24 protein-coding genes, 1 tRNA gene and 1 pseudogene are annotated in these 26,923 nt (G+C 66.1%); 14 read left to right on the plus strand and 12 right to left on the minus strand.

Annotation, left to right across the window (positions count from 1 at the left end; translation table 11 throughout):
* Window positions 1–434: 434 nt before the first annotated feature.
* Window positions 435–608: a hypothetical protein gene (locus tag PV773_RS00005; RefSeq protein ID WP_347964367.1), complete on the minus strand. Its 174-nt coding sequence runs from the start codon at window positions 606–608 to the stop codon at window positions 435–437.
* Between the two features lie 49 nt (window positions 609–657).
* On the opposite strand from PV773_RS00005, the pseudogene PV773_RS00010 reads away from it, so the two are divergent.
* Window positions 658–843 (plus strand): annotated as a pseudogene (locus PV773_RS00010) (Lrp/AsnC ligand binding domain-containing protein); the annotation flags it as partial.
* Window positions 844–876: 33 nt separating this feature from the next.
* Here PV773_RS00010 and PV773_RS00015 read toward each other — a convergent pair.
* Together PV773_RS00015 and PV773_RS00020 are read right to left on the minus strand one after the other, a co-directional pair.
* Window positions 877–1,464, minus strand: a complete 588-nt coding sequence (locus PV773_RS00015; protein ID WP_347964368.1) for a hypothetical protein — start codon at window positions 1,462–1,464, stop codon at window positions 877–879.
* A 126-nt stretch (window positions 1,465–1,590) separates the two neighbouring features.
* Window positions 1,591–3,627: a long-chain-fatty-acid--CoA ligase gene (locus PV773_RS00020; RefSeq protein ID WP_347964899.1), complete on the minus strand. Its 2,037-nt coding sequence runs from the start codon at window positions 3,625–3,627 to the stop codon at window positions 1,591–1,593.
* 509 nt (window positions 3,628–4,136) lie between these two features.
* On the opposite strand from PV773_RS00020, the gene PV773_RS00025 reads away from it, so the two are divergent.
* The 7 genes from PV773_RS00025 (at window position 4,137) to PV773_RS00055 (ending at window position 10,219) form a co-directional block, all read left to right on the plus strand.
* Complete coding sequence (locus PV773_RS00025) at window positions 4,137–5,732, plus strand: ABC transporter substrate-binding protein (RefSeq protein WP_347964369.1); 1,596 nt, start codon at window positions 4,137–4,139, stop codon at window positions 5,730–5,732.
* A 110-nt stretch (window positions 5,733–5,842) separates the two neighbouring features.
* On the plus strand, window positions 5,843–6,847 hold the full coding sequence (locus tag PV773_RS00030) for an ABC transporter permease subunit (RefSeq protein WP_347964370.1): 1,005 nt from the start codon (window positions 5,843–5,845) through the stop codon (window positions 6,845–6,847).
* A 9-nt stretch (window positions 6,848–6,856) separates the two neighbouring features.
* A complete protein-coding gene (locus tag PV773_RS00035; RefSeq protein WP_347964371.1) occupies window positions 6,857–7,765 on the plus strand; it encodes an ABC transporter permease subunit in 909 nt (302 codons plus the stop codon).
* A 1-nt stretch (window position 7,766) separates the two neighbouring features.
* Complete coding sequence (locus PV773_RS00040) at window positions 7,767–8,618, plus strand: ABC transporter ATP-binding protein (protein ID WP_347964372.1); 852 nt, start codon at window positions 7,767–7,769, stop codon at window positions 8,616–8,618.
* Complete coding sequence (locus PV773_RS00045; protein ID WP_347964373.1) at window positions 8,615–9,442, plus strand: dipeptide ABC transporter ATP-binding protein; 828 nt, start codon at window positions 8,615–8,617, stop codon at window positions 9,440–9,442. Before PV773_RS00040 ends, PV773_RS00045 begins: the two co-directional genes overlap by 4 nt.
* A 278-nt stretch (window positions 9,443–9,720) precedes the next feature.
* On the plus strand, window positions 9,721–9,909 hold the full coding sequence (locus PV773_RS00050; RefSeq protein WP_347964374.1) for a YegP family protein: 189 nt from the start codon (window positions 9,721–9,723) through the stop codon (window positions 9,907–9,909).
* 55 nt (window positions 9,910–9,964) lie between these two features.
* Complete coding sequence (locus PV773_RS00055) at window positions 9,965–10,219, plus strand: GlsB/YeaQ/YmgE family stress response membrane protein (RefSeq protein WP_340036266.1); 255 nt, start codon at window positions 9,965–9,967, stop codon at window positions 10,217–10,219.
* A gap of 93 nt (window positions 10,220–10,312) precedes the next feature.
* Here PV773_RS00055 and PV773_RS00060 read toward each other — a convergent pair whose 3' ends face one another.
* Both PV773_RS00060 and PV773_RS00065 read right to left on the minus strand, forming a co-directional pair.
* Window positions 10,313–11,236 (minus strand): fatty acid desaturase, encoded by a 924-nt coding sequence (locus PV773_RS00060; RefSeq protein ID WP_347964375.1) that lies wholly within the window; start codon window positions 11,234–11,236, stop codon window positions 10,313–10,315.
* A gap of 149 nt (window positions 11,237–11,385) precedes the next feature.
* Window positions 11,386–12,420, minus strand: coding sequence for a P1 family peptidase (locus PV773_RS00065; protein WP_347964376.1), 1,035 nt, complete (start codon window positions 12,418–12,420; stop codon window positions 11,386–11,388).
* A gap of 232 nt (window positions 12,421–12,652) precedes the next feature.
* Here PV773_RS00065 and PV773_RS00070 point away from each other — a divergent pair, with 232 nt between their 5' ends.
* Together PV773_RS00070 and PV773_RS00075 are read left to right on the plus strand one after the other, a co-directional pair.
* Window positions 12,653–13,513 carry a hypothetical protein gene (locus PV773_RS00070; protein WP_347964377.1) on the plus strand — a complete coding sequence of 287 codons (861 nt, stop codon included), beginning with the start codon at window positions 12,653–12,655 and terminating at the stop codon, window positions 13,511–13,513.
* 276 nt (window positions 13,514–13,789) lie between these two features.
* Complete coding sequence (locus tag PV773_RS00075; RefSeq protein ID WP_347964378.1) at window positions 13,790–14,209, plus strand: rhodanese-like domain-containing protein; 420 nt, start codon at window positions 13,790–13,792, stop codon at window positions 14,207–14,209.
* A 182-nt stretch (window positions 14,210–14,391) separates the two neighbouring features.
* Here the strand turns inward: PV773_RS00075 and PV773_RS00080 are convergent.
* A tRNA-Thr gene (locus PV773_RS00080) sits at window positions 14,392–14,467 on the minus strand.
* A gap of 259 nt (window positions 14,468–14,726) precedes the next feature.
* A complete protein-coding gene (locus tag PV773_RS00085; protein ID WP_347964379.1) occupies window positions 14,727–15,683 on the minus strand; it encodes a nitronate monooxygenase family protein in 957 nt (318 codons plus the stop codon).
* A gap of 208 nt (window positions 15,684–15,891) precedes the next feature.
* Between PV773_RS00085 and PV773_RS00090 the strand changes: the two genes are divergently transcribed.
* Complete coding sequence (locus PV773_RS00090; RefSeq protein ID WP_347964380.1) at window positions 15,892–17,043, plus strand: hypothetical protein; 1,152 nt, start codon at window positions 15,892–15,894, stop codon at window positions 17,041–17,043.
* Window positions 17,044–17,106: 63 nt separating this feature from the next.
* Here PV773_RS00090 and PV773_RS00095 read toward each other — a convergent pair whose 3' ends face one another.
* Complete coding sequence (locus tag PV773_RS00095; protein WP_347964381.1) at window positions 17,107–18,831, minus strand: cisplatin damage response ATP-dependent DNA ligase; 1,725 nt, start codon at window positions 18,829–18,831, stop codon at window positions 17,107–17,109.
* 265 nt (window positions 18,832–19,096) lie between these two features.
* Complete coding sequence (locus tag PV773_RS00100; RefSeq protein WP_347964382.1) at window positions 19,097–20,107, minus strand: ligase-associated DNA damage response exonuclease; 1,011 nt, start codon at window positions 20,105–20,107, stop codon at window positions 19,097–19,099.
* A gap of 85 nt (window positions 20,108–20,192) precedes the next feature.
* Between PV773_RS00100 and PV773_RS00105 the strand changes: the two genes are divergently transcribed.
* Window positions 20,193–21,104: a methyltransferase domain-containing protein gene (locus PV773_RS00105; protein ID WP_347964383.1), complete on the plus strand. Its 912-nt coding sequence runs from the start codon at window positions 20,193–20,195 to the stop codon at window positions 21,102–21,104.
* On the opposite strand, the gene PV773_RS00110 is transcribed toward PV773_RS00105, so the two are convergent.
* Window positions 21,101–21,268 (minus strand): hypothetical protein, encoded by a 168-nt coding sequence (locus tag PV773_RS00110; RefSeq protein WP_347964384.1) that lies wholly within the window; start codon window positions 21,266–21,268, stop codon window positions 21,101–21,103. The genes PV773_RS00105 and PV773_RS00110 overlap by 4 nt on opposite strands.
* A 262-nt stretch (window positions 21,269–21,530) precedes the next feature.
* On the opposite strand from PV773_RS00110, the gene PV773_RS00115 reads away from it, so the two are divergent.
* A complete protein-coding gene (locus tag PV773_RS00115; RefSeq protein ID WP_347964385.1) occupies window positions 21,531–24,176 on the plus strand; it encodes a ligase-associated DNA damage response DEXH box helicase in 2,646 nt (881 codons plus the stop codon).
* Window positions 24,177–24,232: 56 nt separating this feature from the next.
* Complete coding sequence (gene pdeM, locus PV773_RS00120) at window positions 24,233–24,886, plus strand: ligase-associated DNA damage response endonuclease PdeM (RefSeq protein ID WP_347964900.1); 654 nt, start codon at window positions 24,233–24,235, stop codon at window positions 24,884–24,886.
* A 222-nt stretch (window positions 24,887–25,108) separates the two neighbouring features.
* Here pdeM and PV773_RS00125 read toward each other — a convergent pair whose 3' ends face one another.
* Together PV773_RS00125 and PV773_RS00130 are read right to left on the minus strand one after the other, a co-directional pair.
* A complete protein-coding gene (locus PV773_RS00125) occupies window positions 25,109–25,906 on the minus strand; it encodes a TIGR02186 family protein (protein ID WP_347964386.1) in 798 nt (265 codons plus the stop codon).
* Window positions 25,903–26,832, minus strand: coding sequence for a sulfite exporter TauE/SafE family protein (locus tag PV773_RS00130; RefSeq protein WP_347964387.1), 930 nt, complete (start codon window positions 26,830–26,832; stop codon window positions 25,903–25,905). The genes PV773_RS00125 and PV773_RS00130 overlap by 4 nt, the downstream gene beginning before the upstream one ends.
* Window positions 26,833–26,923: the final 91 nt, after the last annotated feature.

Raw genomic sequence — 26,923 nt, forward strand, 5'->3', positions numbered from 1 at the left:
TCTCATTCCGTCCCACCCCCCTCTGTCCTGCCGGACATCTCCCCCGCAAGGGGGGAGATTGGCAGCGTCGGCGTCTCACCCGAGGCTTTCATGCCGCAAGGGATTCGAGGGTTTGACGGGCCTCATACCCCCACCCCTAACCCCTCCCCACAAGGGGGAGGGGGACTTGCTTGCCGCCCTGCGGCCGAGATCGCCAACAGTTGGCGCGACGGCGGTGTCGCAGAATCCCCCTCCCCCTTGTGGGGAGGGGTTAGGGGTGGGGGTAGGTTCACAAACGCTTTGGCCGCATCAACAGGGAGGAATTGTTGCCGGCGGTACCGAATGGCGGTTTGAGCCCCCCAAAAAAAGTCGCCCACCTGTGGAAAAGCAGTTCACGCCAGCCGCGCAAAGGCGCCGAGCGGCGTAACGTCCATTCATTTTTGAATATGAACGAACTAGATTTTTGGCATGATAACCGTCGGGGTCGCGCGCTCGCCGCGATGGTCGCGCCACTTGTACTGGCTTTGATACTCGCGCCTCTGCTTGGCGACTTCGTCCAGGACGATTCCGCTGCTGGTTCCGAGGTTCAGGCTTTCGATCATGCCGAACATCGGAATCGTGACGCACATGTCGCTCCGTTCGACGGCGAGATTGCTGATGCCAGTCGCCTCGCTGTTCCCTCGGGTGCTGGGATGCTAGCCGATGCCGGGCGACTGCGATGCAATGGAGCGCATCTCCGCCGCCGACATCGACGAGTACCGCCGCTTCTAGTCCGGCCACCTCGGCCGCATCAAGGGCGTGCAGAACGTCAAGACCGACGTGCCGAGCCAGACCATCAAGCGGACGTCGGAACTGCCGTCGTGAGAGAGGCGATGCCTGCCTTCGCAGGCAGGTAGCCTAGAGGCACGGGTTGGTCACCGGAGGTCGAGGAGTTCCCAAAAATTCGTCGAGGCGCTTCATTCTTTCGGTCCGACCCAGATCGGCCAGCCCTTTGATCATGGATAGCATTGGCTTGTTCGAGCAGGATTCCGAGGGTGCTCTGGACCATTCATCGCCAAGCGTCTTGCTTCGCGTCGCCTCCTGGCGGTCGACTTCAGGCTTGGTAATCGGCGTCAGGTTGTTTTGGCTGATAAACGTGTTGATCTTGCCGATGTCCTCATCGAGGTCGCGAAGCAACTCGACATAGTCCTTCGCATAGCAGGCATCGATCACTGCTCTCATTGTGATCAAGATTTGCCAAGTGCACAGGATTGCGCCTTGGCCGCTATTGTCTACGCCGAAGGTTTGCGTTTGGCCGTTGGAAAACGTCTGGCGTATCTCCACCCCACCCTTCCGGATGATCGTGGTGTTCGATCCTTGGGCGCCATCTTCGATCACGAGGCCGGGCAGTCCTCGCAGTTGCTCCAAGTCGATCGGGCCGCCGAGCTCTTGGGCTTGCGCATGATGAGACAACGCGACCAAGGCAGCCGTTGACCAAGCAAACATGGAGGAAAGGAAGCCACTCTTTGCCTCGCTACACGGGCGTTGTTGGTGGGTCGTGCTACTCCTGGCTTGTGACAACCGCTTCACCGCCAAGGCTGCTGAAAGCCCGGCGGGGAAGCCGAAGTCGCCTCAGCCCCTCAACTCGCGCCTCAGGATCTTGCCGACATTGGTCTTCGGCAGCTCGGTGCGGAACTCGATGTATTTCGGCCGCTTGTAGCCGGTGAGGTTCTCGCGGCAATAGGCGAGCAGGATCTCGACCGAGAGGTCGGGGTCCTTGCGCACCACGAACAGCTTCGGCACTTCGCCCGAATGCTCGTCGGGCACGCCGACGGCCGCGACCTCGAGCACGCCCGGGTGCTGGGCGACGACGTCCTCGAGCTCGTTCGGATAGACGTTGAAGCCCGAGACCAGGATCATGTCCTTCTTGCGGTCGACGATCTTGGTGTAGCCGGCCTCGTCCATGAAGCCCATGTCGCCCGACTTGAAGTAGCCGTCCGGCGTCATGACCTTGGCGGTCTCGTCGGGCCGGTTCCAGTAGCCGGCCATGACCTGCGGCCCGCGGATGCAGATCTCGCCGACCTCGCCGAGCGCGAGGTCGCGGCCGTCCTCGTCGCGGATGGCGATGTCGGTCGAGGGCAGCGGCAGGCCGATGGTGCCGGTGAAATCGGCCGACGAGCACTTGTTGGCTGTCGCAACCGGCGAGGTCTCCGACAGGCCGTAGCCTTCGGTGATGTGGTTGCCGGTGACCTTCTTCCAGCGCTCGGCCACCGCCCGCTGCACCGCCATGCCGCCGCCGAGCGACAGGATCAGGCCGCCGAAATCGAGCTTGCGGAAGTCCTCGTTGTTGCACAGCGCGTTGAACAGCGTGTTGAGGCCCGGGAAGATGTTGAAGCGGAATTTCGCCAGTTCCTTGACGAAGCCGGGGATGTCGCGCGGGTTGGGGATGAGCACGTTGAGCGCGCCCTGCTGCATGCCCATCAGCGCGTTCACCGTGAGCGCGAAGATGTGGTAGAGCGGCAGCGCGCAGACGAAGGTGAGGTGCGGCGGCTTCGGCTTGACGGTATAGGCGTCCTCGACCCAGAGCGCGAGCTGGGCGACGTTGGCGAGCACGTTGGAGTGCAGCAGCATCGCGCCCTTCGAGATGCCGGTCGTGCCGCCGGTATATTGCAGGAAGGCTGTGTCGCTTGCCGACACCTCGACGGGCTTCAGCTTCCTGGCCTGGCCCTCGTGCAGCGCCGCCAGGAACCTGACGTGGCCGGGCAGGGACCAGGCCGGCACCAGCTTCTTCACCTTGCGGACGACGAAGTTGACCAGGAGGCCCTTGACGCCGAGCATCTCGCCCATCGAGGCGACGACGACATGCTTGACCCTGGTGTTGGCGACGATCGCCTGCAACGTGGTGGCGAAATTCTCGAGGATGACGATCGCCTCGGCGCCCGAATCCTTGAGCTGGTGCTCGAGTTCGCGCGGCGTGTAGAGCGGATTGACGTTGACCACCGTATAGCCGGCGCGCAGCACCGCCATCATGACGACGGGGTATTGCAGCACGTTGGGCATCATGATGGCGACGCGGGCGCCCTTGGCGAGGCCCTTCGACTGGAGCCAGGCGGCAAAGGCGGTCGACATGCGGTCGAGTTCGCCATAGGTCAGCGACTTGCCCATGCAGGAGAAGGCCGGCCGGCCGGCATATTGGTGGCAGGCGGCGGCGAGCAGGTCGCCGATCGACTGGTGCGCCAGCGGCGCGATCTCGGCCGGCATGTTGGCGGGATAGCTCTTCAGCCAGACCTTTTCGCCGGCCGCCGGCTTTGCGGCAATCGCCGCAAGCGGCGCAGGCGCGGCGGCCGCTTCGACCTTGGCCGGCTTCTTTGCCGGGGCCTTGGCTGCGGGTTTTGCCGGAGCCTTCGTTGCGGGCTTGGCCGCCGCCTTGGGCGACGGCTTCGCGGCTGCCGGCTTTGCGGCAGCGGCGGCCTTCGCGGCAGGCTTGGCCATGGCTTTGGCAGGTGCGGCGGCACTTGCCGCCGGCGCCGCCCTTGCCGGCTCGGCCTTGGCCGATTTCCCGGCGGACGGTCTGGCTGCTGCGGAGGCCTTGGTCGCCGCCGGCTTGGATGCGGCCTTCGGGGCCGACTTCACCGGCTTCGGCGCCGTCGCTTTCGGGGCGGTTTCTATCCTGGTTTCGGCCGCCTTGGCCTTGCCCTTTGCCGCGCCAGTGTTGCCGGTAGTTTTCGCCAAATCAGCCTCCCTTGCTGTTCTTATCGTTCCGGCGGTGTGCCGGTCTGGCCCTCGTCTGTCGCGGCGCCGCAAGAACAGTGCCGTATCGGGGCATGTTGTAGGTGTTTGTATTGCCAGTTGACGTTAACGGCAAGTATCACCCAACGTCAGCTGGGCCGGCGAATTTCGGATCGCCGCAACGTTGGCTCAGGCGCGCATCCCGCCACGTAGATCTGCGTCCTGCAAGCTGCTGAAGCCTTCTCTAATAAGAACATTTCCAAGTCGAAATTGGTGAGCGGCCAGTGACGCCGCGCAACAAACTACTAATAAATAGTCACATGTGGGTAGATTATTCTGCTTACCGAGCGGCATGTAGGCAGGGAGTTCCAAAGGCCGAGAAACGGTGCTTATATGCGCGCCTGCGAGCCTGACAGGTAGGGGCTTGGGAAAATCATAGGGAGTGTTCAATGTTCAAAAAAACGACCTTTGCGGCCGCGTTGCTGGCTGCAACCGTCCTGAGCGGGGCGGCGAGCGCCAAGACGTTCGTCTACTGCTCGGAAGGTTCGCCGGAGGGCTTCGATCCAGGCCTGTACACTGCCGGCACGACCTTCGACGCTGCTGCACACACCGTCTACAACCGCCTGCTCGAATTCAAGAAGGGCACCACCGAGACCGAACCGGGCCTGGCCGAGAGCTGGTCGATTTCCGACGACGGCCTGGAGTACACCTTCAAGCTGCGTCCGGGCGTCAAGTTCCAGACCACCGAGTTCTTCACGCCGGGCCGTGACTTCAACGCCGACGACGTCGTGTTCTCCTTCGAGCGCCAGCTCAAGGCCGACAATCCCTGGAACAAGTATGTGACCGGCGCTTCGTGGGAATACGCTGCCGGCATGGGCTTCCCGGAAGTCATCAAGTCGGTCGAGAAGGTCGACGACCTGACGGTCAAGATCACCCTGACCCGCAAGGAAGCGCCGTTCCTCGCCAATATCGCGATGCCGTTCGCTTCGATCGTGTCGAAGGAATATGCCGACAAGCTGCAGGCCGACGGCAAGATGAACCAGATGAACCAGATGCCGCTCGGCACCGGTCCGTTCGCCTTCGTCGCCTACCAGCAGGACGCCATCATCCGCTACAAGGCCAACCCGGACTACTGGGGCGGCAAGCAGAAGATCGACGACCTCGTCTTCGCCATCACGCCTGACGCATCGGTCCGCTTCCAGAAGCTGAAGGCCGGCGAATGCCAGCTGATGCCGTTCCCGAACGCCGCCGACGTGGCCGCGATGAAGGCCGATCCGAACCTGAAGGTGATGGAGCAGGAAGGCCTCAACGTCTCCTACCTGGCCTACAACACCACCCAGGCTCCGTTCGACAAGCCCGAGGTCCGCAAGGCGCTCAACATGGCCATCAACAAGCAGGCCATCGTCGACGCCGTGTTCCAGGGTGCGGCAACGCCTGCCAAGAACCCGATCCCGCCGACGATGTGGTCGTACAACACCGCCGTCGAGGACGATAAGTACGATCCGGAAGCTTCCAAGAAGATGCTCGAGGAAGCCGGCGTCAAGGACCTCAAGATGAAGGTGTGGGCGATGCCGGTTTCGCGTCCCTACATGCTCAACGCCCGCCGCGCCGCCGAGCTGATCCAGTCCGACTTCGCCAAGGTCGGCGTCACGGTCGAGATCGTCTCCTACGAGTGGGCCGAGTATCTCGACAAGTCGAAGGCCAAGGATCGTGACGGCGCCGTCATCCTCGGCTGGACCGGCGACAACGGCGATCCGGACAACTTCCTCGACACCCTGCTCGGTTGCGACGCCGTCGGCGGCAACAACCGCGCCCAGTGGTGCAACAAGGAGTTCGACGACCTGGTGACCAAGGCCAAGGAGACCAACGACGTGGCCGAGCGCACCAAGCTCTACGAGCAGGCGCAGGTCGTGTTCAAGAAGGACGCTCCGTGGGCGACCCTCGACCACTCGCTGTCGGTCGTGCCGATGCGCAAGGGCGTCGAAGGCTTCGTCCAGAGCCCGCTCGGCGACTTCGCCTTCGACGGCGTTGACATCGTCGAGTAAGGTCGCCTAAACAGGCCCGATCTTGGAGGGGCGCTTGCCATGCAAGCGCCCCGCTTCACTTCTGTGCTATCCTGCCCGAAGTCCTCGGAACATTCACTTAAAGGTCTGACATGCTCCGGTACCTGTTGGGACGGCTCGCCGTCCTCATCCCGACATTCATCGGGGTATCCATCATTGCATTCTCCCTCATCCGCCTTCTTCCCGGCGACCCCGTCGCCCTCCTGTCCGGCGAACGCGTCATGTCGCCGGAGCGGCACGCGGAAATCTCGGCCCAGCTCGGCTTCGACCGGCCCACCGTCATCCAGTATCTCGACTATCTCTGGGGCGTGGTGCGCGGCGACTTCGGCACCTCGATCGTCACCAAGCGGCCCGTCGTCGACCAGTTCTTCGAACTCTTCCCGGCGACCGTGGAGCTTTCGCTCTGCGCCATCGTCTTCGCCGTGGTGCTGGGCATCCCGGCCGGCGTGATCGCCGCGATCAAGCGCGGCTCCTTCGCCGACCAGGCGATGATGGGCACGGCCCTCGTCGGCTTCTCGATGCCGATCTTCTGGTGGGGCCTGCTCCTGATCATGCTGGTCTCCGGCATGCTGGGCTGGACGCCCGTCTCCGGCCGCATCTCGCTGATGTACTACTTCCCGACCGTCACCGGCTTCATGCTGATCGACTCTGTGCTGTCCGGCCAGGCCGGCGCCTTCAAGTCGGCCGTCAGCCACCTGATCCTGCCGACGATCGTGCTCGGCACCATCCCGCTTGCCGTCATCGCGCGCCAGACGCGCTCGGCCATGCTGGAGGTGCTGTCGGAGGACTACGTCCGGACCGCGCGCGCCAAGGGCCTTTCGGCTTTCCGCGTCGTCGGCATCCATGCCCTGCGCAACGCCATGATCCCGGTCGTCACCACCGTCGGCCTGCAGGTCGGCGTGATGCTCGCCGGCGCCATCCTGACCGAGACGATCTTCTCCTGGCCGGGCATCGGCAAGTGGATGGTCGATTCCGTGTCGCGGCGCGACTACGCCGTCATCCAGGGCGGGCTGTTGATGATCGCTGCCGTGATCATGCTGGTCAACCTTGCGGTCGATCTGCTCTACGGCCTCATCAATCCGCGTATCCGGCACTAGGAGGGCACGATGTCTCAAGCTGCTGCAACCAGTGCCGTATCGACCGATCCGTCCCGCCGGGCGCGACTGGCCGAGTTCTGGTACTACTTCTCCGAAAACCGCGGCGCCGTCATCGGCCTGGTGTTCTTCATCTTCCTGGTGCTCTTGGCGATCTTCGCGCCGATGATCGCGCCGCACGACCCGGCCCAGCAGTACCGCGACGCGGTGCTGGTGCCGCCGTTCTGGCAGGAGGGCGGCCGCACCGACTTCCTGCTCGGCACCGACGCCGTCGGCCGCGACATGCTCTCGCGCCTGATCTACGGCACCCAGTTCTCGCTGTTCGTCGGCGTCATCGTGACGACGCTGTCGCTGGTCGTCGGCGTGATCTTCGGCGTCATCGCCGGCTACTTCCGCGGCTGGGTCGACACCGCCATCATGCGCGTGATGGACATCATCCTCGCCTTCCCGTCGCTGCTCCTGGCGCTCGTGCTGGTGGCCATCCTCGGGCCGGGCCTGGTCAACGCGATGATCGCCATCTCGCTCGTCTACCAGCCGCATTTCGTGCGCCTGGCGCGCGCAGCGGTGATGAGCGAAAAGACCCGCGACTACGTGGTGGCGGCCAAGGTCGCCGGTGCCGGCAACATGCGCCTGATGTTCAAGACCATCCTGCCGAACTGCATGGCGCCGCTGATCGTCCAGGCGACGCTGTCGTTCTCGAGCGCGATCCTCGACGCCGCCGCACTCGGCTTCCTCGGCATGGGTGCCCAGCCGCCGACGCCGGAATGGGGCACGATGCTGGCCGAGGCCCGCGAGTTCATTCAGAGCAAGTGGTGGGTGGTGACGCTTCCGGGCGTCGCGATCCTCGTCACCGTGCTGGCGATCAACCTGATGGGCGACGGCCTGCGCGACGCGCTCGACCCGAAGCTGAAGAGGTCCTGAGATGGCGCTTCTCGAAATCGAAAACCTGGTCGTCGAATTCCAGACGGCCTCCGGTCCCTTCCGCGCCGTCAACGGCGTGTCGATGAAGGTCCACGAGGGCGAGGTTCTCGCCATCGTCGGCGAGTCCGGCTCGGGCAAGTCGGTGTCGATGCTGGCGGCGATGGGCCTGTTGCCCTGGACCGCCACCGTCACCGCCGACAAGCTGACCTTCAACGGCCGCGACCTGCTTTCCATGCCCGCCGCCGAACGGCGCAAGATCATCGGCAAGGACATTGCCATGATCTTCCAGGAGCCGGTGGCGAGCCTCAACCCGTGCTTCACCGTCGGCTTCCAGATCGAGGAAGTGCTGCGCGTGCACATGGGTCTCGACAAGGCCGCGCGCCGCAAGCGCGCGATCGAGCTGTTCCAGGCGGTCGGCATTCCGGACCCCGAGGATCGCCTCGGCTCCTACCCGCACCAGATGTCGGGCGGCCAGTGCCAGCGCGTCATGATCGCCATCGCGATCGCCTGCAACCCCAAGCTCCTGATCGCCGACGAGCCGACCACCGCGCTCGACGTGACGATCCAGAAGCAGATTCTCGACCTTTTGATGAAACTGCAGGCCGAGCACGGGATGGGTCTCATCATGATTACCCACAACATGGGTGTCGTGGCCGAGACCGCCGACCGCGTGGTCGTGCAGTACAAGGGCCGCAAGATGGAAGAGGCCGACGTGCTGACGCTGTTCGAGAACCCGAAGAGCAACTATACGCGCGCGCTGCTTGCGGCCCTGCCCGACAACGCGACCGGCGACCGCCTGCCGACGATCTCGGAACTGTTCGTCGACGACCAGATGGAAGGGGTTGCACGATGAGCGTCATTCTCGAAGCGCGCAACATCGTGCGCGACTACCACGTGCCGGGCAGCCTGCTGAAGAAGGCGCGGACCGTTCACGCCGTCAAGGGCGTGAGCTTCACCGTCGAGCAGGGCAAGACGCTGGCCATCGTCGGTGAGAGCGGCTGCGGCAAGTCGACCCTCGGCCGCATCCTGACGCTGATCGATCCGGCGACCTCGGGCGAGCTGCTGATCGAGGGCAAGAAGATCGACATCGCCAAGGGCGACATGACGCCCGAGATGCGCCGCAAGGTGCAGATCGTGTTCCAGAACCCCTACGGCTCGCTCAACCCGCGCCAGAAGATCGGCGACATCCTGACCGAGCCGCTGGTCATCAACACCAACACGCCGGCCGACGAACGTCGCGACCGGGCGATGACGCTGCTGAAGAAGGTCGGCCTCGAGGAGAAGCACTACAACCGCTATCCGCACATGTTCTCGGGCGGCCAGCGCCAGCGCATCGCGATTGCGCGCGCGCTGATGCTGAACCCGAAGCTCCTGGTGCTGGACGAGCCGGTCTCTGCGCTCGACCTTTCGGTGCAGGCCCAGGTGCTGAACCTGCTTGCCGACCTGCAGGACGAGTTCAAGCTGACCTACGTCTTCATCAGCCACGATCTGTCGGTGGTGCGCTATATCTCCGACCAGGTGATGGTGATGTATTTCGGCGAGGCGGTCGAATATGGCAGCCGCGACGCGGTCTTCTCCAACCCGCAGCACAGCTACACCAAGACGCTGTTTGCGGCGACGCCGCGCGCCGACGTCGAGAGCATCCGCGCCCGCATCGCCAGGAAGCGGGCGGCCTGAGCCGGCGCTCCGCAGCGCGAAAGGACGACCAAGGGGCATGGCAGCAAACGCGGCCATGCCCCTTTCCTTTTGGGGGAAGCGCGGCGCATGGGATTGCGGACGTCCGGCGGAGCCGGGCAGTCGCGGCGGCGTGCCGAATTCGCGCGCCCCGACGGTGCGGGATCGCCCATTGCGTGCCGGACGAGTGGCCGCACAACCCGCATGGACTTTCGCGGCCCGATCATGCGACGCTTTGCTCACCGGTGTGAGTCGCGCTCCGGCAACAACGAGGAAATGCGATGTACAAGTTCGAAGTCTACAAGGACAAGGCCGGCGAATTCCGGTTCCGCTTCAAGGCATCCAACGGCGAGACCATGTTCAGCTCGGAAGGCTATTCGGCCAAGGCCTCGGCGCTGAAGGCGATCGAGTCGATCAAGAAGAACGCGCCGGGCGCGACCGTCGACGACCAGACCACCGCGACAGCCTGATCTTCAAGCGTGACGCGCCACCGGCGCGGGGCAGGGGCAACAGCAGGAGAGATCCATGGGAATCGAAAGCCTTATCATCTTCCTCATCGTCGGCGCCGTCGCCGGCTGGCTTGCCGGCCAGCTGGTCAAGGGCTACGGTTTCGGCCTGATCGGCAACATCGTGGTCGGCATCGTCGGCGCCCTGATCGCCGGCTGGCTGTTCCCGGTGCTCGGCATCAGCCTCGGCTCGGGCATCATCGCCTCAATCATCCACGCCACCATTGGCGCTGTGATACTGCTGGTGCTGCTGAGGCTCGTGAAGCAGGCCTAGCAAAGCGGCCGAACCTTTTCGGCGATCGCCGGCGAGCGCGAGCTTCGCCGGCGCTTTCTTTTTCGGCGAAGCCGGTCTCCAGCCGAGTGCCAGTCAGTCGGCACGCCGCCGTGGCTCGGCGATCTTGTCGGCAAGGCCAAGCAGCCCGAGCAGCCGGATCGTGAGATAGGTCACGTCGAACTCCCACCAGTGATGGCCGTGGCGCGCCGAGCGCGGGTCGGCATGGTGGTTGTTGTGCCAGCCCTCGCCATTGCTGAGCAATCCGACGAGCACGTTGTTGGTGCTGTCGTCGGCGGTCTCGTAGTTGCGGTAGCCCCAGACATGGGTGACCGAATTGACCGACCAGGTGATGTGCCAGGTGATGACGGTGCGCAGGAACACGCCCCAGATCAGAAGGCTGAGCCCGAACTGCACGGCCCCGCCGGAGCCCTGGCCGGCGAGCAGACCAGCGGCTGCTCCGCCGCCGAAGAACACCGCCCACGACGCCAGGATGATGGCTAGATAGACGTGCGGCTTGTCGAGCTTGCGGTAGAACGGGTCGCGGACGATGTCCTTGGCGTAGCGCCCGTAGATCTGCATGCGCTCCATGTCGGGCGACTTCACCAGGAGCCAGCCGACATGCGCCCAGAGGAAATTGATGACCGGGCTGTGCGGGTCGGGCTCCTCGTCGGCGTGCTCGTGATGGCGGCGATGCACCGCGACCCAGCGCGCCGGCGTGTCCTGGAAGGCGCAGACGGCGATGATCGCCAGCCCGTGCTCCAGCCATTTCGGGCAGGTGAAGCCACGATGGGTGAGCAGCCGGTGGTAGCAGAGATTGATGCCGAGCGTGCCGAAGACATAGATGCCGACAATGCAGAGGATGACGCCGGTCCAGGAGAAGAACCAGGGCAGCAGGGCGTAAAGTGCTACCAGATGATAGAAGGCGAGGCCGCTGACATTGAGCCAGTCGATGCGCGCCGGCAGCGGCTGGCGGGCAAAGGCACGCGTGGCGGGCGGCGCCGCGACCTGGTCGGACATGATTGTTCCCCCTCGGCAGCCCGGATCGCATCCCCACGACCGGGCCGTTTCCTCCATTTTCGAGCGAAGGTGCGCAGTTTCTAATGCATGGTCAAGCGGCTGGTTGGCTCAGCGCTCGTTGTCGACAGCAAATCGGCCTGGGCCGGCTCTCAATCCGGCTTGGCGCCGGATCCGCGCAGCCAGTCGGCCAGCGAGGGGCGGAAAGTGCCGCGGCTGCGCATGGCGTCGGCCGCGCACATGGAATTCAGCACCGCTTCCTGCGTGGTTTCGGCGGCTGCACGGAACAATTCGTCGATGCGGTTCTCGTTGAGTGCCTTGAGGGAGACGAAATCCGCCGTCTCGTCGTGGTCGAGGCTGACGGCGGTGCTGAAGCCCAGTGCGATGTCGCCGCTGCCGTGCCCCCAGAAGGCGCCCAGCCGTGCCAGCCCCGCGCCGCACCGGCGCGTCACGCGCCTCAACTGGCGGCCATCCATCGGCACGTCGGTGGCGAGGACGACGATGACCGATCCCTTCTCGGCCTCGGCCTTGGCGCGCGGCGAGGGGCGCCGCCCGTCGGGCAGGACGAGATCGCCGGCGCGGCCGAAATTGGACAGCACCAGCACCCCCAGGTGATGCTCGCGGCCGCCGAGCCGTAGCCGGCGCGAGGCGGTGCCGATGCCGCCCTTGAAGCCGAAGCAGCTCATGCCGGTGCCGGCGCCGACATTGCCCTGCCGGACTTCGCCGCCCTTGGCGTCGGCAAGGGCGAGCCTCGCATGCTCCTCGGTGACGGCGAGCGCCTGGATGTCCGAGAGCGGCCCGTCGTTGCACTCGAGTACGACCGGATTGACGGTCGCCGTCTTCCGGCCGATGTCGGGATTGGCCGCGACCGCCTGCCTGATCAGGGCAGTGGCGCAGGTGCCTATGCCGAAGGTGTTGGTGAGCAGGATCGGCGTCTCGATGCTGCCGAGCTCCTCGACCTGCATCAGGCCGACGCTCTTGCCGAAGCCGTTGATGACGTCCGAGGCGGCGAGCACCTTCCGGCGATAGAGATTGCCGGCATGCGGGAGCACGGCGGTGACGCCGGTGTTGATGTCGACGTCGCGCAGCGTGTGGTGCCCGACCATCACGCCCGGCACATCGGTGATGGCGTTGTTTACGCCGACGGGCAGGGTGCCCACCACGATGCCAAGATCCCGCGCGTTCATCCGTTCGACTCGCTCCGTCCGGGACGTTCATACAGCCGGGCGGGGAGACAGGCAAAGCCGATGGGTGGGGGCTCATCGGCGGCGTCGGACCTGCGGGCCGTCCGAGTGTGACGTTACGGCAACAGTAAGGCACGAAGACGCGGGGCAACGTTCCGCGCTGCCTTGGGAGGGTTAGCGCATTCGAAGATTAGCGCTATGGAAGCTTTCCATTAGGGGATTCTTGGGGGCTTGCATGAAATTTCTGCTTTCTACCGTCGCCTTGGCGGCGCTTGCCACTTCGGCCTTTGCTGCCGATCCGACCGCGCCGATCGAGGGCCAGGCGGCCCGGCAGATTTCTGGCTACGGCGAAATCTACGGCGGCGGGCTGTGGACCGACCCGGGCGGCGACGAAGATATCTGGGCTGCCGGCGGCGCCGCGCGCGTCAACGTGCCGTTCGCCGAGCGCTGGAACGTCCAGGGCGACCTGACGGTGGATGCGATCGGCGCGGAAGACAACTCGCTCCGCAGCATCGGTGGCGTCGTTCACCTCAATTGGCGCGACCCGGCATCCTATGCGGTCGGCGGTTTCGCCGAGGTCAAGACCTATGGAGCCTCGGGGCCCGGCTCCGACTTCTTCCCCGACGTTTGGGACTGGAGGGTAGGCCCTGAAGCCCAGGTCTATTTCGACCGGGTGACGCTCTACGGCCAAGCTTATTATGGCAGCCTGGAACTGGAGGGCGCCCCGGTCGACTTCAACCTGATGGGCATCCGCGGCGTGGTGCGCTATTTCGCGCAGGACAACCTGCGCTTCGATGCCGAACTCGGCTTCCACCGCATGACCATCGACGAGGTCGACGTCGACTTCGATACGATCGCCCTGGCTCTGCAGGCGACCTACCGCTTCACCGAAACCCCCTGGTCGGTCTTCGGCCGCTATCAGTTCGAGGATTTGTCGATCAACGGCTCCGACGAGAGCTTCCAGTCGCACAAAGTGACCGTGGGACTGCGCGCCAGCTTCGGAAGCGGCACCCTCCTCGACGAGGATCGCAACGGCGCGACGATGGATACCTATCGTCCGAACCTCGTCACGCCGTCGCTTTTTGTGGTGCCCTAAGACGACCTTCGCCGGGATGCGGCAACGCACCCGGCGGCGCGCACTGGCCCGAACATGCCCCGCTGCCGAAAGGCGGCGGGGTTTTTTGCGCTCGTCCGGATCGCCTTTCAATCAATCGTGAACACGATCGGTTTGTCCGGCGCCGCCAGATCGGCCACATTGCCGACAAACGCCGAGGATCGAGCTTGGGAAAGGCGGCGCGACACCCGGGCGGGTCGAAGATCGCGACGCCGCGCGGTTGCACGCCGTGGCCGGACTGAAGGAAAGGGATCACCAATGCCGACGACAAGACGCAAGCTGCTGCTGACGACGCTGATGGCGCCCGTGCTCGTCGCGTTCAGCGGCCGGGGGCCGAGCCTGGCAGCCGGGGATTCCACGGGAGAGGTCGTGATGATCTCGAGCGACGAGCTTGCCGGCATGCTGAAGCGGAAGGACTTCGCCTTCGTCAACGTCCACATCCCCTATGAAGGCGAGATCGAGGGCACGGACGCGTTCATAGCTTTCGACAAGATGGACGAGAATCTCGACAAGCTGCCGAAGGACAGGAACGCCAAGGTCGTCCTCTATTGCCGGAGCGGCCGCATGAGCGCGGTGGCGGCGAAACGCCTGGCCGAACTCGGCTACACGCAGGTGAGCGATCTGAGCGGCGGGATGATCGCCTGGGAGGCCAGCGGCCGCCAGATCCTGAAGAAATAGAGCGTCTTCAGGCAGGCTGGAGTTTGGCCTGATACAGGCCTGGCCCGAAGCGGCAGAAGCCCCGGACTCGGCAGTATCGGCTCGCAGCAGACTGGGAGCTAATTTGCTCATCGGCCGATACGGGTATTCGGTGAGCCGGCCTTTTCGGGCTTTGCCCCAATTCTGCGTAAGTGATTGCTGGCTGGTGCCGCTTGCGTGACTCGAACACGCGACCCCATCATTACGAATGATGTGCTCTACCAACTGAGCTAAAGCGGCTTCCAGGTAGCGCAGCCGCGAAGGCTGCGCGATGGTGTTTGCCTGATAACTTCATTGCGCGCCGATTTCAAGCGGCCTTTGCAGGGTTTTGACAGGCGTTGCGACAATCCACCTGCCAGGTTTGTCGACCGGCACGGGACAACGAGCAGGCGTGTTGCACCTGGGAGAGGGCGCGGTTCGCGCGCCGGCAGGCCTGACGGTCAAGGCCTGGGCGTGGAGGGAGTTCGCGCCTGTCGGTCAAGGACCCTGAGTGCCGTGTTCACGCCGCGAGCCTGGCCCTGGCCTCGGCGTATTCGCGGGCGAGGCGGTCGACCAGTTCGGCCACCGGCACGACCTTGTCTATGGCGCCGATGCCCTGGCCGCAGCCCCAGATGTCCTTCCAGGCCTTGTATTTGCCGGCTTCCTCGAAATCCATCTTCGAGGGGTCGGAGACGGCAAGGTTGTCGGGGTCCATGCCGGCGGCCCGCACCGAGCCCTTGAGGTAGTTGCCGTGGATGCCGGTGAACAGATTGGAATAGACGATGTCGGCCGCCTTGGACTCGACGATCATCTGCTTGTAGGCGTCGGAGGCGCGGGCTTCCGCGGTGGCGATGAAGGGCGAGCCGATATAGGCGAGGTCGGCGCCCATTGCCTGGGCCGCCAGCACGGCACCGCCGTTGGCGATGGCGCCCGAGAGCAAAAGCGGACCGTCGAACCACTGCCGGATCTCCTGGACCAGGGCGAAGGGCGACAGTGTGCCGGCATGGCCGCCCGCACCCGCCGCGACCGCGATCAGGCCGTCGGCGCCCATCTTGATCGCCTTGCGGGCGTGGCGGTCGTGGATGATGTCGTGCAGCACGATGCCGCCATAGGAATGGACGGCCTGGTTGACCTCCTCGACCGCGCCCAGCGACGAGATCACGATCGGCACCTTGTACTTCACGCACAGGCGCAGATCGTGCTCGAGGCGGGTGTTGGAGCGGTGCACGATCTGGTTGACGGCGAAGGGCGCGGCCGGGCGGTCCGGATTGGCGGCGTCGTGGGCGGAGAGCTCCTCGGTGACCTGGGCCAGCCAATCGTCGAGCTGCGCCTCGGGGCGGGCATTGAGCGCGGGGAAGGAGCCGACGATGCCGGCCTTGCACTGGGCGAGCACCAGCGGCGGGTGCGAGATGATGAACAGCGGCGACCCGACGACGGGGACACGCAGGTTGTTCTTGAGGATTTCAGGCAATGCCACGCGTCTCTCCCGGCTTTTGACGTTTCCGTAAACGTCACATCTACCCCGGATCGGGCCATGGCGGCAATGCCGCAAGGCGGACCGGTTTTCACGGCTCATCAACGGCATTGTATCCGGTTTGACGACAAAACGCGGGCGATGCCGTTGATTGATGCCGCCTGTGTCGCTAACCATCTGGCAACACAGGCGTGGTTGCGAGGAAAATCGGTTGGATTCGATCGAAAAGGCGATCCGGAACGCCTTCGAAAAGGGCGATCCCGAAAACCGCGAGTTTCGCGAGAAGGTCTACCGCGCGGCCTTCGCGGCGCTCGACCGCGCCTTGAAATCGAACCCCGCAATGACCGTCGAGGCGGCGATCAACCGGCGCAAGGCGCTGCAGGCGAAGATCACCGAGATCGAATCGGAGTTCCAGCCGGCCGGCCCTTCGTTTGCCGCCGACCTGGGCGCAGCAAGGCCGGGAGCCGCTCCGGATGTGAAGCTCGGCGGCAACGGCGGGCGCACTGCGCCGGAGGTGTCGATCGGCGGCAACGGCAAGAAGGCGCCGAGCGTGTCGGTCGGCGCGAGCCCGAACGGCGCAAGGGCCTCCGGGGTGACGCCGGTCGTGCCCGACATCATTCCCGACAGGCAGATGCCGCCGGCCGCCGGGATCGACGAGAAGCTGACCAGGGCGGAGCGCAGGCGGGCCGACCGCGCGTCGCGCCGTACCGAACGGCGGCGCCCGTTCGCGGCGATGTTCTTTGTCGTGACGCTGCTTGCCATGGGCGGCATCGGCGCCTGGTGGGCGGTGCAGACCGGGCTGTTCAAGTCGCCGGAAGAAATCGACACGTCGGTGCCGAACCCGCCGCGGCAGCTCGAGAGCGAGGATTTCGTCCCCGGCGGAGCCAATTCGGGTCCGGCGCGGCAGGGCGAGCACGACCAAGCCCGCAACTGGATCTCGGTCTTTTCGCCAGCCGATCCGACCGACGTCAGCGCCCCGAGCGGGGCCAGCGCCGAGATGACCCAGGACGACACCGGCCGCTTCCTCAGGATCCGCTCCGGCAAGGGTGCGGCCGCGATCAGCTTCGACGTCGGCCAGGGCGTGTTGCAGCAGATCGCCGGCAAGCACGCGGTGTTCGACGTGGTCGCCCGTTCCGAGGACGGCAAGGAGACGCAGATGGCGATCGACTGCGACTTCGGCGAACTCGGCGACTGCGGCCGCAAGCGCTATCTCGTCGGCTACGAGCGCGGCGAATACCTGTTCGAGATGGACGTGCCCGACAAGCAGCCCGCCGGCGGCGGCACCATCGCCATCAGCCCCGACTTCGAGGAGCAGGGCAAGGCGGTCGACATCTACGAGATCAGGGTGTCGGTGACCGAGTAGCTGTCGGTCTTTCATCGGGCATGATCTTGTCCGAAGACCGGCGTCCACTTTTCGGGACCATGCCTAGTCGAGCAGCGCCTGCAGCGTCTCGATGCGGTCGGCTTCGGCCGGCGGCTTGTCCCAGCGCAGGCGCGAGATCCTGGGGAAGCGCATGGCGACGCCCGACTTGTGGCGGGTCGAGCGGTTCAGCCCCTCGAAGGCGACCTCCAGCACCAGCCCGTTCGACCTGTCGGCGCGCACCGAACGCACCGGGCCGAAGCGCTCGATGGTGTTGTCGCGCACGAACTTGTCGATCTGTTTGAGTTCCTCGTCGGTGAAGCCGAAATAGGCTTTTCCGACCGGCACCAGTTCTTCCTCGCCCTCGAGGCCCGACCAGACGCCGAAGGTGTAGTCGGAGTAGAAGCTCGAGCGCTTGCCGTGGCCGCGCTGGGCGTACATCAGGACGGCATCGACTGTGTGCGGATCGCGCTTCCACTTGAACCACGGACCCTTCGGCCGGCCGGCGAGATAGGATGAGTCCAGCCGCTTCAGCATGACGCCTTCGATGATCGGGTGCGGTGGGCTGCGGCGCATCTCCTCGAGCTGTGCCCAGCCGTCGAAGGCGACCAACGGCGACAGGTCGAAGCGGTTGGGGTCGAGCGTGGCGACGAAGGCTTCGAGGCGGGCGCGGCGCCTCGTGAAGGGCGATTCACGCAGGTCTTCGCTATCGAGTTGCAGCAGGTCGTAGCAGCGCACGAAGGCGGGGTAGCGGTCCTGCATCCTGGCCGAGACGGTCTTGCGGTTGAGCCGCTGCTGCAGGTCGGAGAACGTGCCGGTCGCCTCGCGGGGCACGCCGACGAGCAGCTCGCCGTCGAGGGCCGCGTCGAAATCCATCGCCGCTACCACGTCGGGGAAAGCGCCGGAGACGTCGTCGCCGGTGCGCGAATAGAGCCGGCGGATGCCGCCTTCGGAAACGGCCTGGACGCGGATGCCGTCCCATTTCCATTCGGCGGCGTAGTCTGTGGGATCGAGCTTTTCGAGGTCGCCGGCGCCGACCGGGTTGGACAGCATGACCGGCCGGAACAGGGCGCGGGCTGCCTTTTCGGGCTTCGGCGCCTTGCCTTCCAGCCAGGCGAACAGGTTGGCATAGGGCGGGGCAAGCCCGTGCCACAGCTCCTCGATCTCGGCGACGTCGACGGACCCGAGATCGGCCAGCGCCTGCTTGGCGAGACGGGCGGAAACGCCGATGCGCAGGCCGCCGGTGACGAGCTTGATGATGGCGAAGCGGGCCGAGGTGCCGGCCTGGTCGAGCAGGCGGGCGAGCACGGCCGGGCCGTCGGAGCGGCTGGCCGATTGCAGCCTCTCGACCACTTCGGCCAGTGTGATGTCGTGGTTGGGCTTGTGTTCTGGAAGACTCCCACCCCTTACCCCTTCCCACAAGGGGGAGGGGGATTCTGAGACGCTGACGTCCTCCTCCCCCTCGTGGGGAGGGGTAAGGGGTGGGGGTGTCACAGGCGATGCGTCAGCCGCAGACCGTGCCTCCGGCCAGACCAGCGACACAGTCTCGGCGAGGTCGCCGACATAGTCGTAGGAATAGCCGAACAGGATGGGGTCCATGCGCTCGGAAACGAGCTGGCGCAGCATTGCCGGCTTGACCGAGGCGATGTCCAGTTCGCCGGTGAGCGCGGCAAGCGCCAGCCCGCGGTCGGGGTCTTCGACCGCGCGGAAGTGGTCGGTGATGAGCTTCAGCTTGCCGTTTCGGGACGGCGTCAGCACCAGGCGGTCGAGGAGTTCGGCGAAGCGGTTCATGGGAGGGGCGCTCCCGGTGCACGTCGTGTTCCTTCGCACCCCCCTCTGGCCTGCCGGCCATCTCCCCCGCAAGGGGGGAGATCAGCCGCGGCGACGGCGGCCCGCGTCCTGAGGCGTTCCAGTGTGGGCACAGTCAGAATCGAAGACTTGCGGGAGTAGCGACCTTCCAGATTGGCCGAAGCGATGGCGAAGGCGTGATCTCCCCCCTTGCGGGGGAGATGGCCGGCAGGCCAGAGGGGGGTGGGAAGGAACGCGACGAACATCCTCAATCCCCCTCGTCCTCGTACCCCACCAGGTGCAGCGGGCGGGCGGCGATGCCGTTGAGCTCGCACCAGCGCACCAGTGCCTCCTCGCGGCCGTGGGTGACCCAGACCTCGCCGGCGCCGGTTTCGGTGATGGTGGCGGTCAGCTCGTCCCAGTCGGCATGGTCGGAGATGATCAGCGGCAGCTCGACCCCGCCCTGCTTGGCGCGCTGGCGGATGCGCATCCAGCCCGACGCGAAGGCGGCGAGCGGATCGGGGAAGCGGCGGGCCCAGCGGTCGGCGAAGGTGGAGGAGGGCGCGACGATGATGGCGCCGGCGAAATCGGCCTTGTCGCCGTCCTCGACGGTCGCCGGCTGGAGGTCGCCCAAGTCGACGCCCTGGCCCTGGTAATATTCGCTGAGCCGCGTCAGCGCGCCGTGGATATAGATCGGCCTGTCGTAGCCCTGGTCGCGCAACAGCCGCATCACGCGCTGCGCCTTGCCGAGCGCATAGGCGCCGACGAGGTGGGCACGCTCGGGGAACTGCCGGATCGATTTCAACAGCTTGCCGATCTCGCCGGATGCGTCTGGATGGCGGAAGACCGGCAGCGCGAAGGTGGCCTCGGTGATGAAGACGTCGCAGGGCACCGCCTCGAAGGCGGCGCAGGTCGGGTCCCTGGCGCGCTTGTAGTCGCCCGAGGCGACGATGCGCATGCCGTTGCGCTCGACCGATATCTGCGCCGAGCCGAGAACGTGGCCGGCCGGGTGGAACGACACCGTGACGTCGCCGAGCCGAATCCTCTCGCCCAGCGCCATCGCCTGGGTGGTCCCGGCGAAATCCGGCCCGCAGCGGATCGCCATGATGTCGAGCGTCTCGCGCGTCGCCAGCACCTTGGCGTGGCCGGGGCGGGCGTGGTCGGAATGACCGTGGGTGATGAGTGCGCGTTCCACGGCACGCACCGGGTCGATGTAGAAATCGCCTGGCGGGCAGTAGAGCCCTTCGGGGCGGGAGTGGAGCAGGTCGCTGGGCCGCATCACACCAAGATAGGCATTTGCCGCTTGCGTGGAAGGCCGGTTTGGCAGTAATGCGCGCCACCCTCCTTCACATGGATTGCCGCGCTTGACGCCGTTGCAGCTCTCTTCCAACGACCTGCTTGCCGACCGGCGGGCGGACTATGCCGAAATGCTGTTCGCCTCGGGCGACCATGCCGCCGCGGCCGAACTGATGCTCGGCGCGCTGGAACTGGCGCCTGGCTGGGCGATGGGCTGGTTCCGGCTGGGCGAGATGCAGGAAGCGGCAGGGCAGGCCGAGGCGGCTGCCGAGGCCTGGCGCATGTCGCTGAAGCTCGAGCCGGCAGACCGGCCGGGGGCTGCGCTCAAGCTGCAGCTGATAGGTGCCGCACCTGCAGCCGACAGTCCGCCCAGCGCCTTCGTCGAGATGCTGTTCGACCAGTATGCGGAGAAGTTCGACCACGCGCTGGTGGAGACGCTGCACTACCGCGTGCCGGAGCTTCTGGCGGCGGCGATCGGGGCAACGGGGCGCAACGCGTTCGGACATGCCGTCGACCTCGGCTGCGGCACCGGGCTGATGGGCGTGAAGCTGAGGCCCGTGGCGAAGCGGCTCGACGGCTACGACATCTCGGCCGAGATGCTGCGCAAGGCGCGCGACAAGGGCGTGTATGACAATCTGGTCAAGGCCGACCTGCAGGAGCTGCAGCCGGAAGGCGAGGCGGCCGACCTCGTCACCGCTGCCGACGTTTTCATGTATCTCGGCGCGCTCGATCCCGTGTTTGCGAGCGTCATGAAGATGCTGGCGCCGGGCGGCGTCTTTGCGTTCTCGGTCGAGCGCTTTGCCGGGGAGGGAGCCTTCGCGCTCCAGGAGTCGCGCCGCTACGCGCATTCCGAGGCCTATGTGCACGGGCTGATCGCCGCCGCCGGCCTGAAGCTGGTGTCGCTGGAGCGCGCCGTCATCCGCCAGGACCGCCGCGAGCCGGTCGAGGGGCTGATCGTGGTGACGGAACGGCCAGGCTAGCGGCCCTTCGGACTGCCCAGCATGCCGCGCGAGCGCAGCGGCTTTTCAGCCGGCTTGGGCGCGATGCCTGCCTGCTTGTTCAGCGTTTCGATCTGCGCCTGAAGCTCGCGGACGAGTTTTTCCAGCTCGGTGATGCGGGCTTCGTGGGAGGTTGCGTCGGTCATGATGCGGGCTCGGATTTGTGGGGTCGCCATTTGATACGGCAGCCCTCGGGATGCAAGTCGGGTAACTCGCGCTCCGTCCCACCCCCCTCTGCCCTGCCGGGCACCCGGCAGGGCAGAGGGGGGTGGGACGGAACGCGGCCTACGAAGGTCTGCATCTCTTGATCCCTTTTTGTTCCAGATTTCACTTGGCGCGGCACGATCGCCGCGCTAGGCATGGGGCGTGACGAGCCAAGCGCGACTGGAGCCGAATTCGAGCCCTGCCATGCTGCCGGAACCATTCGTGCGATGGTTCGCCGAGCGCGGCTGGTCGCCGCGTGCGCACCAGCTCGATCTGCTCGCCAGCGCCCAGCAGGGCAATTCGGTGCTGCTGATCGCGCCCACCGGGGCGGGCAAGACGCTGGCCGGGTTCCTGCCGGCGCTGACGGACCTGGCGGTCCGGCCGAAGAAGCGGCCGGGCGAGCCGCAGCGCGGCGTGCACACGCTCTACATATCGCCGCTCAAGGCGCTGGCCGTCGACATCGAGCGCAATCTCGGCAAGCCGGTCGACGAGATGAACCTGCCGATCACGATGGAGACGCGCACCGGCGACACGCCGCAGCACAAGCGCACCCGCCAGAAGCTGTCGCCGCCCGACATCCTGCTGACGACGCCCGAGCAGCTGGCGCTGCTGGTCGCCTCGCCCGACGCCGACCGCTTCTTCAACGGCCTGCGCTACGTCGTGCTGGACGAGTTGCATTCGCTGGTGACCTCCAAGCGCGGGCATCTCTTGTCGCTCGGGCTGGCGCGGCTCAGGGCCTTCGTGCCGAACCTGCAGGCGATCGGCTTGTCGGCGACAGTGGCCGAACCGGACGAACTGAGGCGCTGGCTGGTGAGGCAGGGCAATTCATCCTCCGCCATTTGGGGGTCCGAAGGACGGGTGAGACCCACGGCTCGCCCCGGTGCATCGACGCGCGGCGTCGGGGTGATATCTGGTGGCGCGGACGGACCCCCACCCCGCCCTTCGGGCGACCCTCCCCGCAAGGGGGAGGGTAACGCCATGGCCGATCTCATCACCGTGTCAGGCGGGGCCAAGCCCGAGATCACGATCCTCGATTCAGAGGAGCGCGTGCCGTGGTCGGGCCATTCGGCGCGTTATGCCATCCCCGAGGTCTATGACGCGATCCGCCGGCACAGGACGACGCTGCTGTTCGTCAACACCCGCAGCCAGGCGGAACTGCTGTTCCAGGAGCTGTGGCGCGTCAACGACGACAATCTGCCGATAGCACTTCATCATGGCTCGCTCGACGTCGGCCAGCGCCGCAAGGTCGAGAAGGCGATGGCCGACAACAGCTTGCGCGCCGTCGTCGCCACCTCGACGCTCGACCTCGGCATCGACTGGGGCGACGTCGACCTCGTCGTCCACGTCGGTGCGCCCAAGGGCGCGAGCCGGCTGGCCCAGCGCATCGGTCGCGCCAACCACAGGATGGACGAGCCGAGCCGGGCGATCCTGGTGCCTGCCAACCGCTTCGAGGTGCTGGAGTGCCGGGCGGCACTCGAGGCCAACTATCTCGGCGCGCAGGACACGCCGCCGCTGATCGACGGCGCGCTCGACGTGCTGGCCCAGCACGTGCTGGGCTGTGCCTGCGGCGCGCCCTTCGATGCCGACGAGCTCTATCGGGAGGTGACGGGCGCGGCGCCCTATGCCGGGCTCGACCGCGACAGCTTCGACCGCGTCGTCGACTTCGTCGCCACCGGCGGCTACGCGCTGCGCACATATGAGCGCTACGCCCGTATCCGCAAGACCAAGGACGGCAAGTGGCGCGTATCCAATCCGCGCATCGCCCAGCAATACCGGCTGAATGTCGGCACCATCATCGAGGCGCCGATGCTGAACGTCCGCTACACCCGCGCCAAGGGCAGGGCGGGCGCAGGCAACGCCGCATCGGTGGCACTTCGCGGCGGGCCGGTGCTCGGCAAGATCGAGGAGTATTTCGTCGAGACACTTTCGGTCGGCGACATGTTCATGTTCGCAGGCAAGGTGCTGCGTTTCGAGGGCATCCGCGAGAACGAGTGTTACGTCTCGACCGGCGGCGCAGGCAACGTGCTGGTGCCGTCCTATGCCGGCGGCAAGTTTCCGCTGTCGACCTATCTCGCCGACCAGGTGCGCGGCATGCTGGCCGACCCCGCGCGCTGGAAGGCGCTGCCCGAGCAGGTGGCCGACTGGCTGCGCATCCAGCAGGAGAAGTCCGTGCTGCCGCGCAAGCAAGACCTGCTGGTCGAGACCTTCCCACGCGGCGAGCGCTTCTACATGGTGGCCTATCCGTTCGAGGGCCGGCTGGCGCACCAGACGCTCGGCATGCTCCTGACCCGCCGGCTGGAGCGCATGGGCGCGCGTCCCTTGGGCTTCGTCGCCACCGACTATTCGCTTGCCGTCTGGGCGCTGGGCGATCTCGGCCGCATGTTCAAGGCGAAAAGGCCGTCGCTGGCGGAACTGTTCGACGAGGACATGCTGGGCGACGATCTCGAGGCGTGGCTGGCAGACAGCTGGCTCTTGAAGCGGACGTTCCGCAACTGCGCCGTCATTTCGGGCCTGATCGAGAAGCGCTTCCCCGGGCAGGAAAAGAGCGGCCGGCAGGTGACGGTTTCGGCCGACCTCATTTACGACGTCTTGCGCAGCCACGAGCCCGACCACATCCTGCTCAAGGCGACGCGGGCGGATGCCGCGAGCGGGTTGCTCGATGTCAGGAGGCTGGCCGAGATGCTCTCGCGCATCCGCGGCCGAATCGTTCATAAGATGCTCGACCAGATTTCGCCGCTGGCGGTGCCCGTGATGCTCGAGATCGGCCGCGAGCCGGTCAATGGCGAGGCGCACGACTCCCTGCTTCTGGAGGCGGCGGACCTGATCGAAGAGGCGATGGGAAGCGCATGAACATAGCCGCGCGCGAGCTGACCAGGGCAGGCTGCGAGACCATCGCGGTCGCCGGCATGCGTGCCGCCTGCGACTGGCGCGGCGTCGTGCATTTCCCCGAACTCGACCTGCTCGTCGTCTCCGACCTGCATCTGGAGAAGGGTTCTTCCCATGCCCGCCGCGGCCGGCTGATCCCGCCGTACGATACCGCTGCCACGCTTACGCGTCTGGCCGAGGTGGTGGAGGACTACCAGCCGCGCATCGTCGTCAGCCTCGGCGACAGCTTCCATGACGGCGAGGGTGCCGAGCGCCTGCCCGACCCGTTTCGCAACAGCCTGACGGCGATGATGGCGGGGCGGAACTGGTTCTGGATCGCCGGCAACCACGATCCCGAGGCTCCGGCCGACCTGCCGGGCGAGACGGTCGTGGAGCTGGCGGTCGCAGGCCTCGTCTTCCGCCACGAGCCGTCGAAGGGGCACGCCGAGGGCGAGGTCGCCGGCCATTTGCACCCTTGCGCCCGCATCGTCCAGCGCGGCCGCTCGGTCCGGCGCCGCTGCTTTGCCAGCGACGGCGAGCGGCTGGTGATGCCGGCCTTCGGCGCCTTCACCGGCTCGCTCAACGTGCTCGACCGCGCCTACAAGGGCATGTTCCGCGAGGGCGCGCCGACGGCCTACATGATCGGGACGAGCCGCGTCTATCCGATTGCCGGGTCGTTGCTCCGGCCGGGGTAGCTCCCGGATGAGGGCCGCTTGAATGCCCCCCTCTGGCCTGCCGGCCATCTCCCCCTCAAGGGGGGAGATCACGTCTCGATCACCGCATGCGCAAACCTGTGCAATCTCTCAGGACGAGCGCCGCCGTGGACGCGGCCAATCTCGCCCTTGAGGGGGATTGCCGGCAGGCCAGAGGGGGGGGCGATACGAGGCGCCGCGCTCGCCGCACCCCGCTGGCGCGCCTCAGTCTTTCCGGAACACGATGCGTCCGAGCCAGCCGGTGAACATGGCAAGCGCGATGGCGAAGAGGCCGTAGCCGAAGCCGTGGTCGTTGGCGAAGCGGTAGATGGTCTGCTCGAAGCCCGACTTGACGATGGCGAGCTGGGTCGAGGTTTCCTTGACGAACAGGCCGTTGCGGAACAGGAAGGCGCGCGCCTTGTGGGTGCCGACGGGCACGTTGGGGGCGAGGTGGAGGGTGGCGCGGAACAGGTTCTGTGACAGGAACTGGACGCCGCCGATATTGTCGCTGTACAGGCCGAGCCCTTCCTTGCGCTCGCGCAGCGCGTCGGTGAACTCCTGGATGGTGACGGGGTTGCCGCGCTTGTCCTCGGGTTCGAGATAGATGTTGGGGATGCCGAGCGACAGCTGCTTGTAGCTGTTGGGGGTGGTGACGTCCTGCGGCGGCCGGGTGGTGGCCATGGAGTAGGACACCGGCACGTTGACGAAGGTTTCCGAGCGGGTGTTGATCCACATGCCGAGGATGCGGTCCTTGCGGCGCACAACGACCGGGCGGGCCGGACCCTCGAGCACGACGATGACGTCGTAGCGGCCCTGGCGGGTGACCTGGGGGTCGGCGTTCTCGAGCGCCCCGAAGATGGTGAGGTCGGCGCCGGCAAAGTCGGCGGTGATGGCGACGCGGTCGGTGGACAGCCCGATCTGGATGCCTTCGGCGGGGATTTCCTGGGAGCGGACCGGAAGGGCGGTGGTCAGTATGGCGGCGAGCGTTGTGGCGAGGGCGGCGGCGGCCGCGGCCGCCTTCACAGCGTGCCCCCGCTCGGGGCGGTCAGCGAATAGAGGTTCTGCGGCTTGACGAAGAGGTCGAAGCCGAGGCGCAGCGCGACCGCCAGCACGAGCAGCGCGAGCAGGGCGCGCAGCTGCTCGCCGCGCAGCTTCTGGCCGGCCTTGGCGCCATATTGCGCACCGGCGACGCCGCCGACCATCAGCACCAGTGCGAGGATGATGTCGACGGTCTGGTTGGTGGTCGAGTGCACCAGCGTGGTGAAGGCAGAGACGACGACGATCTGGAACAGCGAGGTGCCGACGACGACGTTGGTGGGCACCTTGAGCAAATAGATCAGCGCCGGCACCATGATGAAGCCGCCGCCGACGCCCATGATGGCGGAGAGGAAGCCGATGCCGGCGCCGATGCCGAGCACCGGGACGACCGACACGAACAGCTTCGAGGTGCGGAAGCGCATCTTGAAGGGCAGGCGGTGGATCCAGTTGTGCTGGCCCGACTTCTTCAGCGCCGGCGGCACGCCGCCCTTGGTCAGGCGCAGCGCATTGACGCTCTCGACCAGCATCAGGCCGCCGACGGTGCCCAGGAAGACGACGTAGAGCAGCGAGATGAACAGGTCGAGCTGGCCGATGGAGCGCAACAGCGCAAAGACCACGCCGCCCGCCGCCGAGCCGGCGATGCCGCCGACCAGCAGCACCGTGCCGAGCTTGAAGTCGAGCGTGCCGCGCTTGAGGTGGGCGAGCGCGCCCGAGAAGGAGGAGGCGATGACCTGGTTGGCGCCGGTGGCGACGGCGATCGCCGGCGGGATGTTGTAGAAGATCAGGAGGGGGGTGATGAGGAAGCCGCCGCCGACCCCGAACATGCCGGACAGGAAGCCGACCGCAGCCCCCATCGCCAGGAGCACGAACACGTTGACCGACATTTCCGCGATCGGGAGATAGATGCCCACCCGTCAGTCTCTACAAAATAAACAACATGCCGCCGCCCGTTTTCGGGCGCCGGTGCACCAGGAACCTGTGCATGTTCCTATCCGAAAATCG

It is taken from the genome of Mesorhizobium sp. CC13 (assembly GCF_039907765.1).
In the GTDB taxonomy this organism is placed as follows: Bacteria; Pseudomonadota; Alphaproteobacteria; order Rhizobiales; family Rhizobiaceae; genus Aminobacter.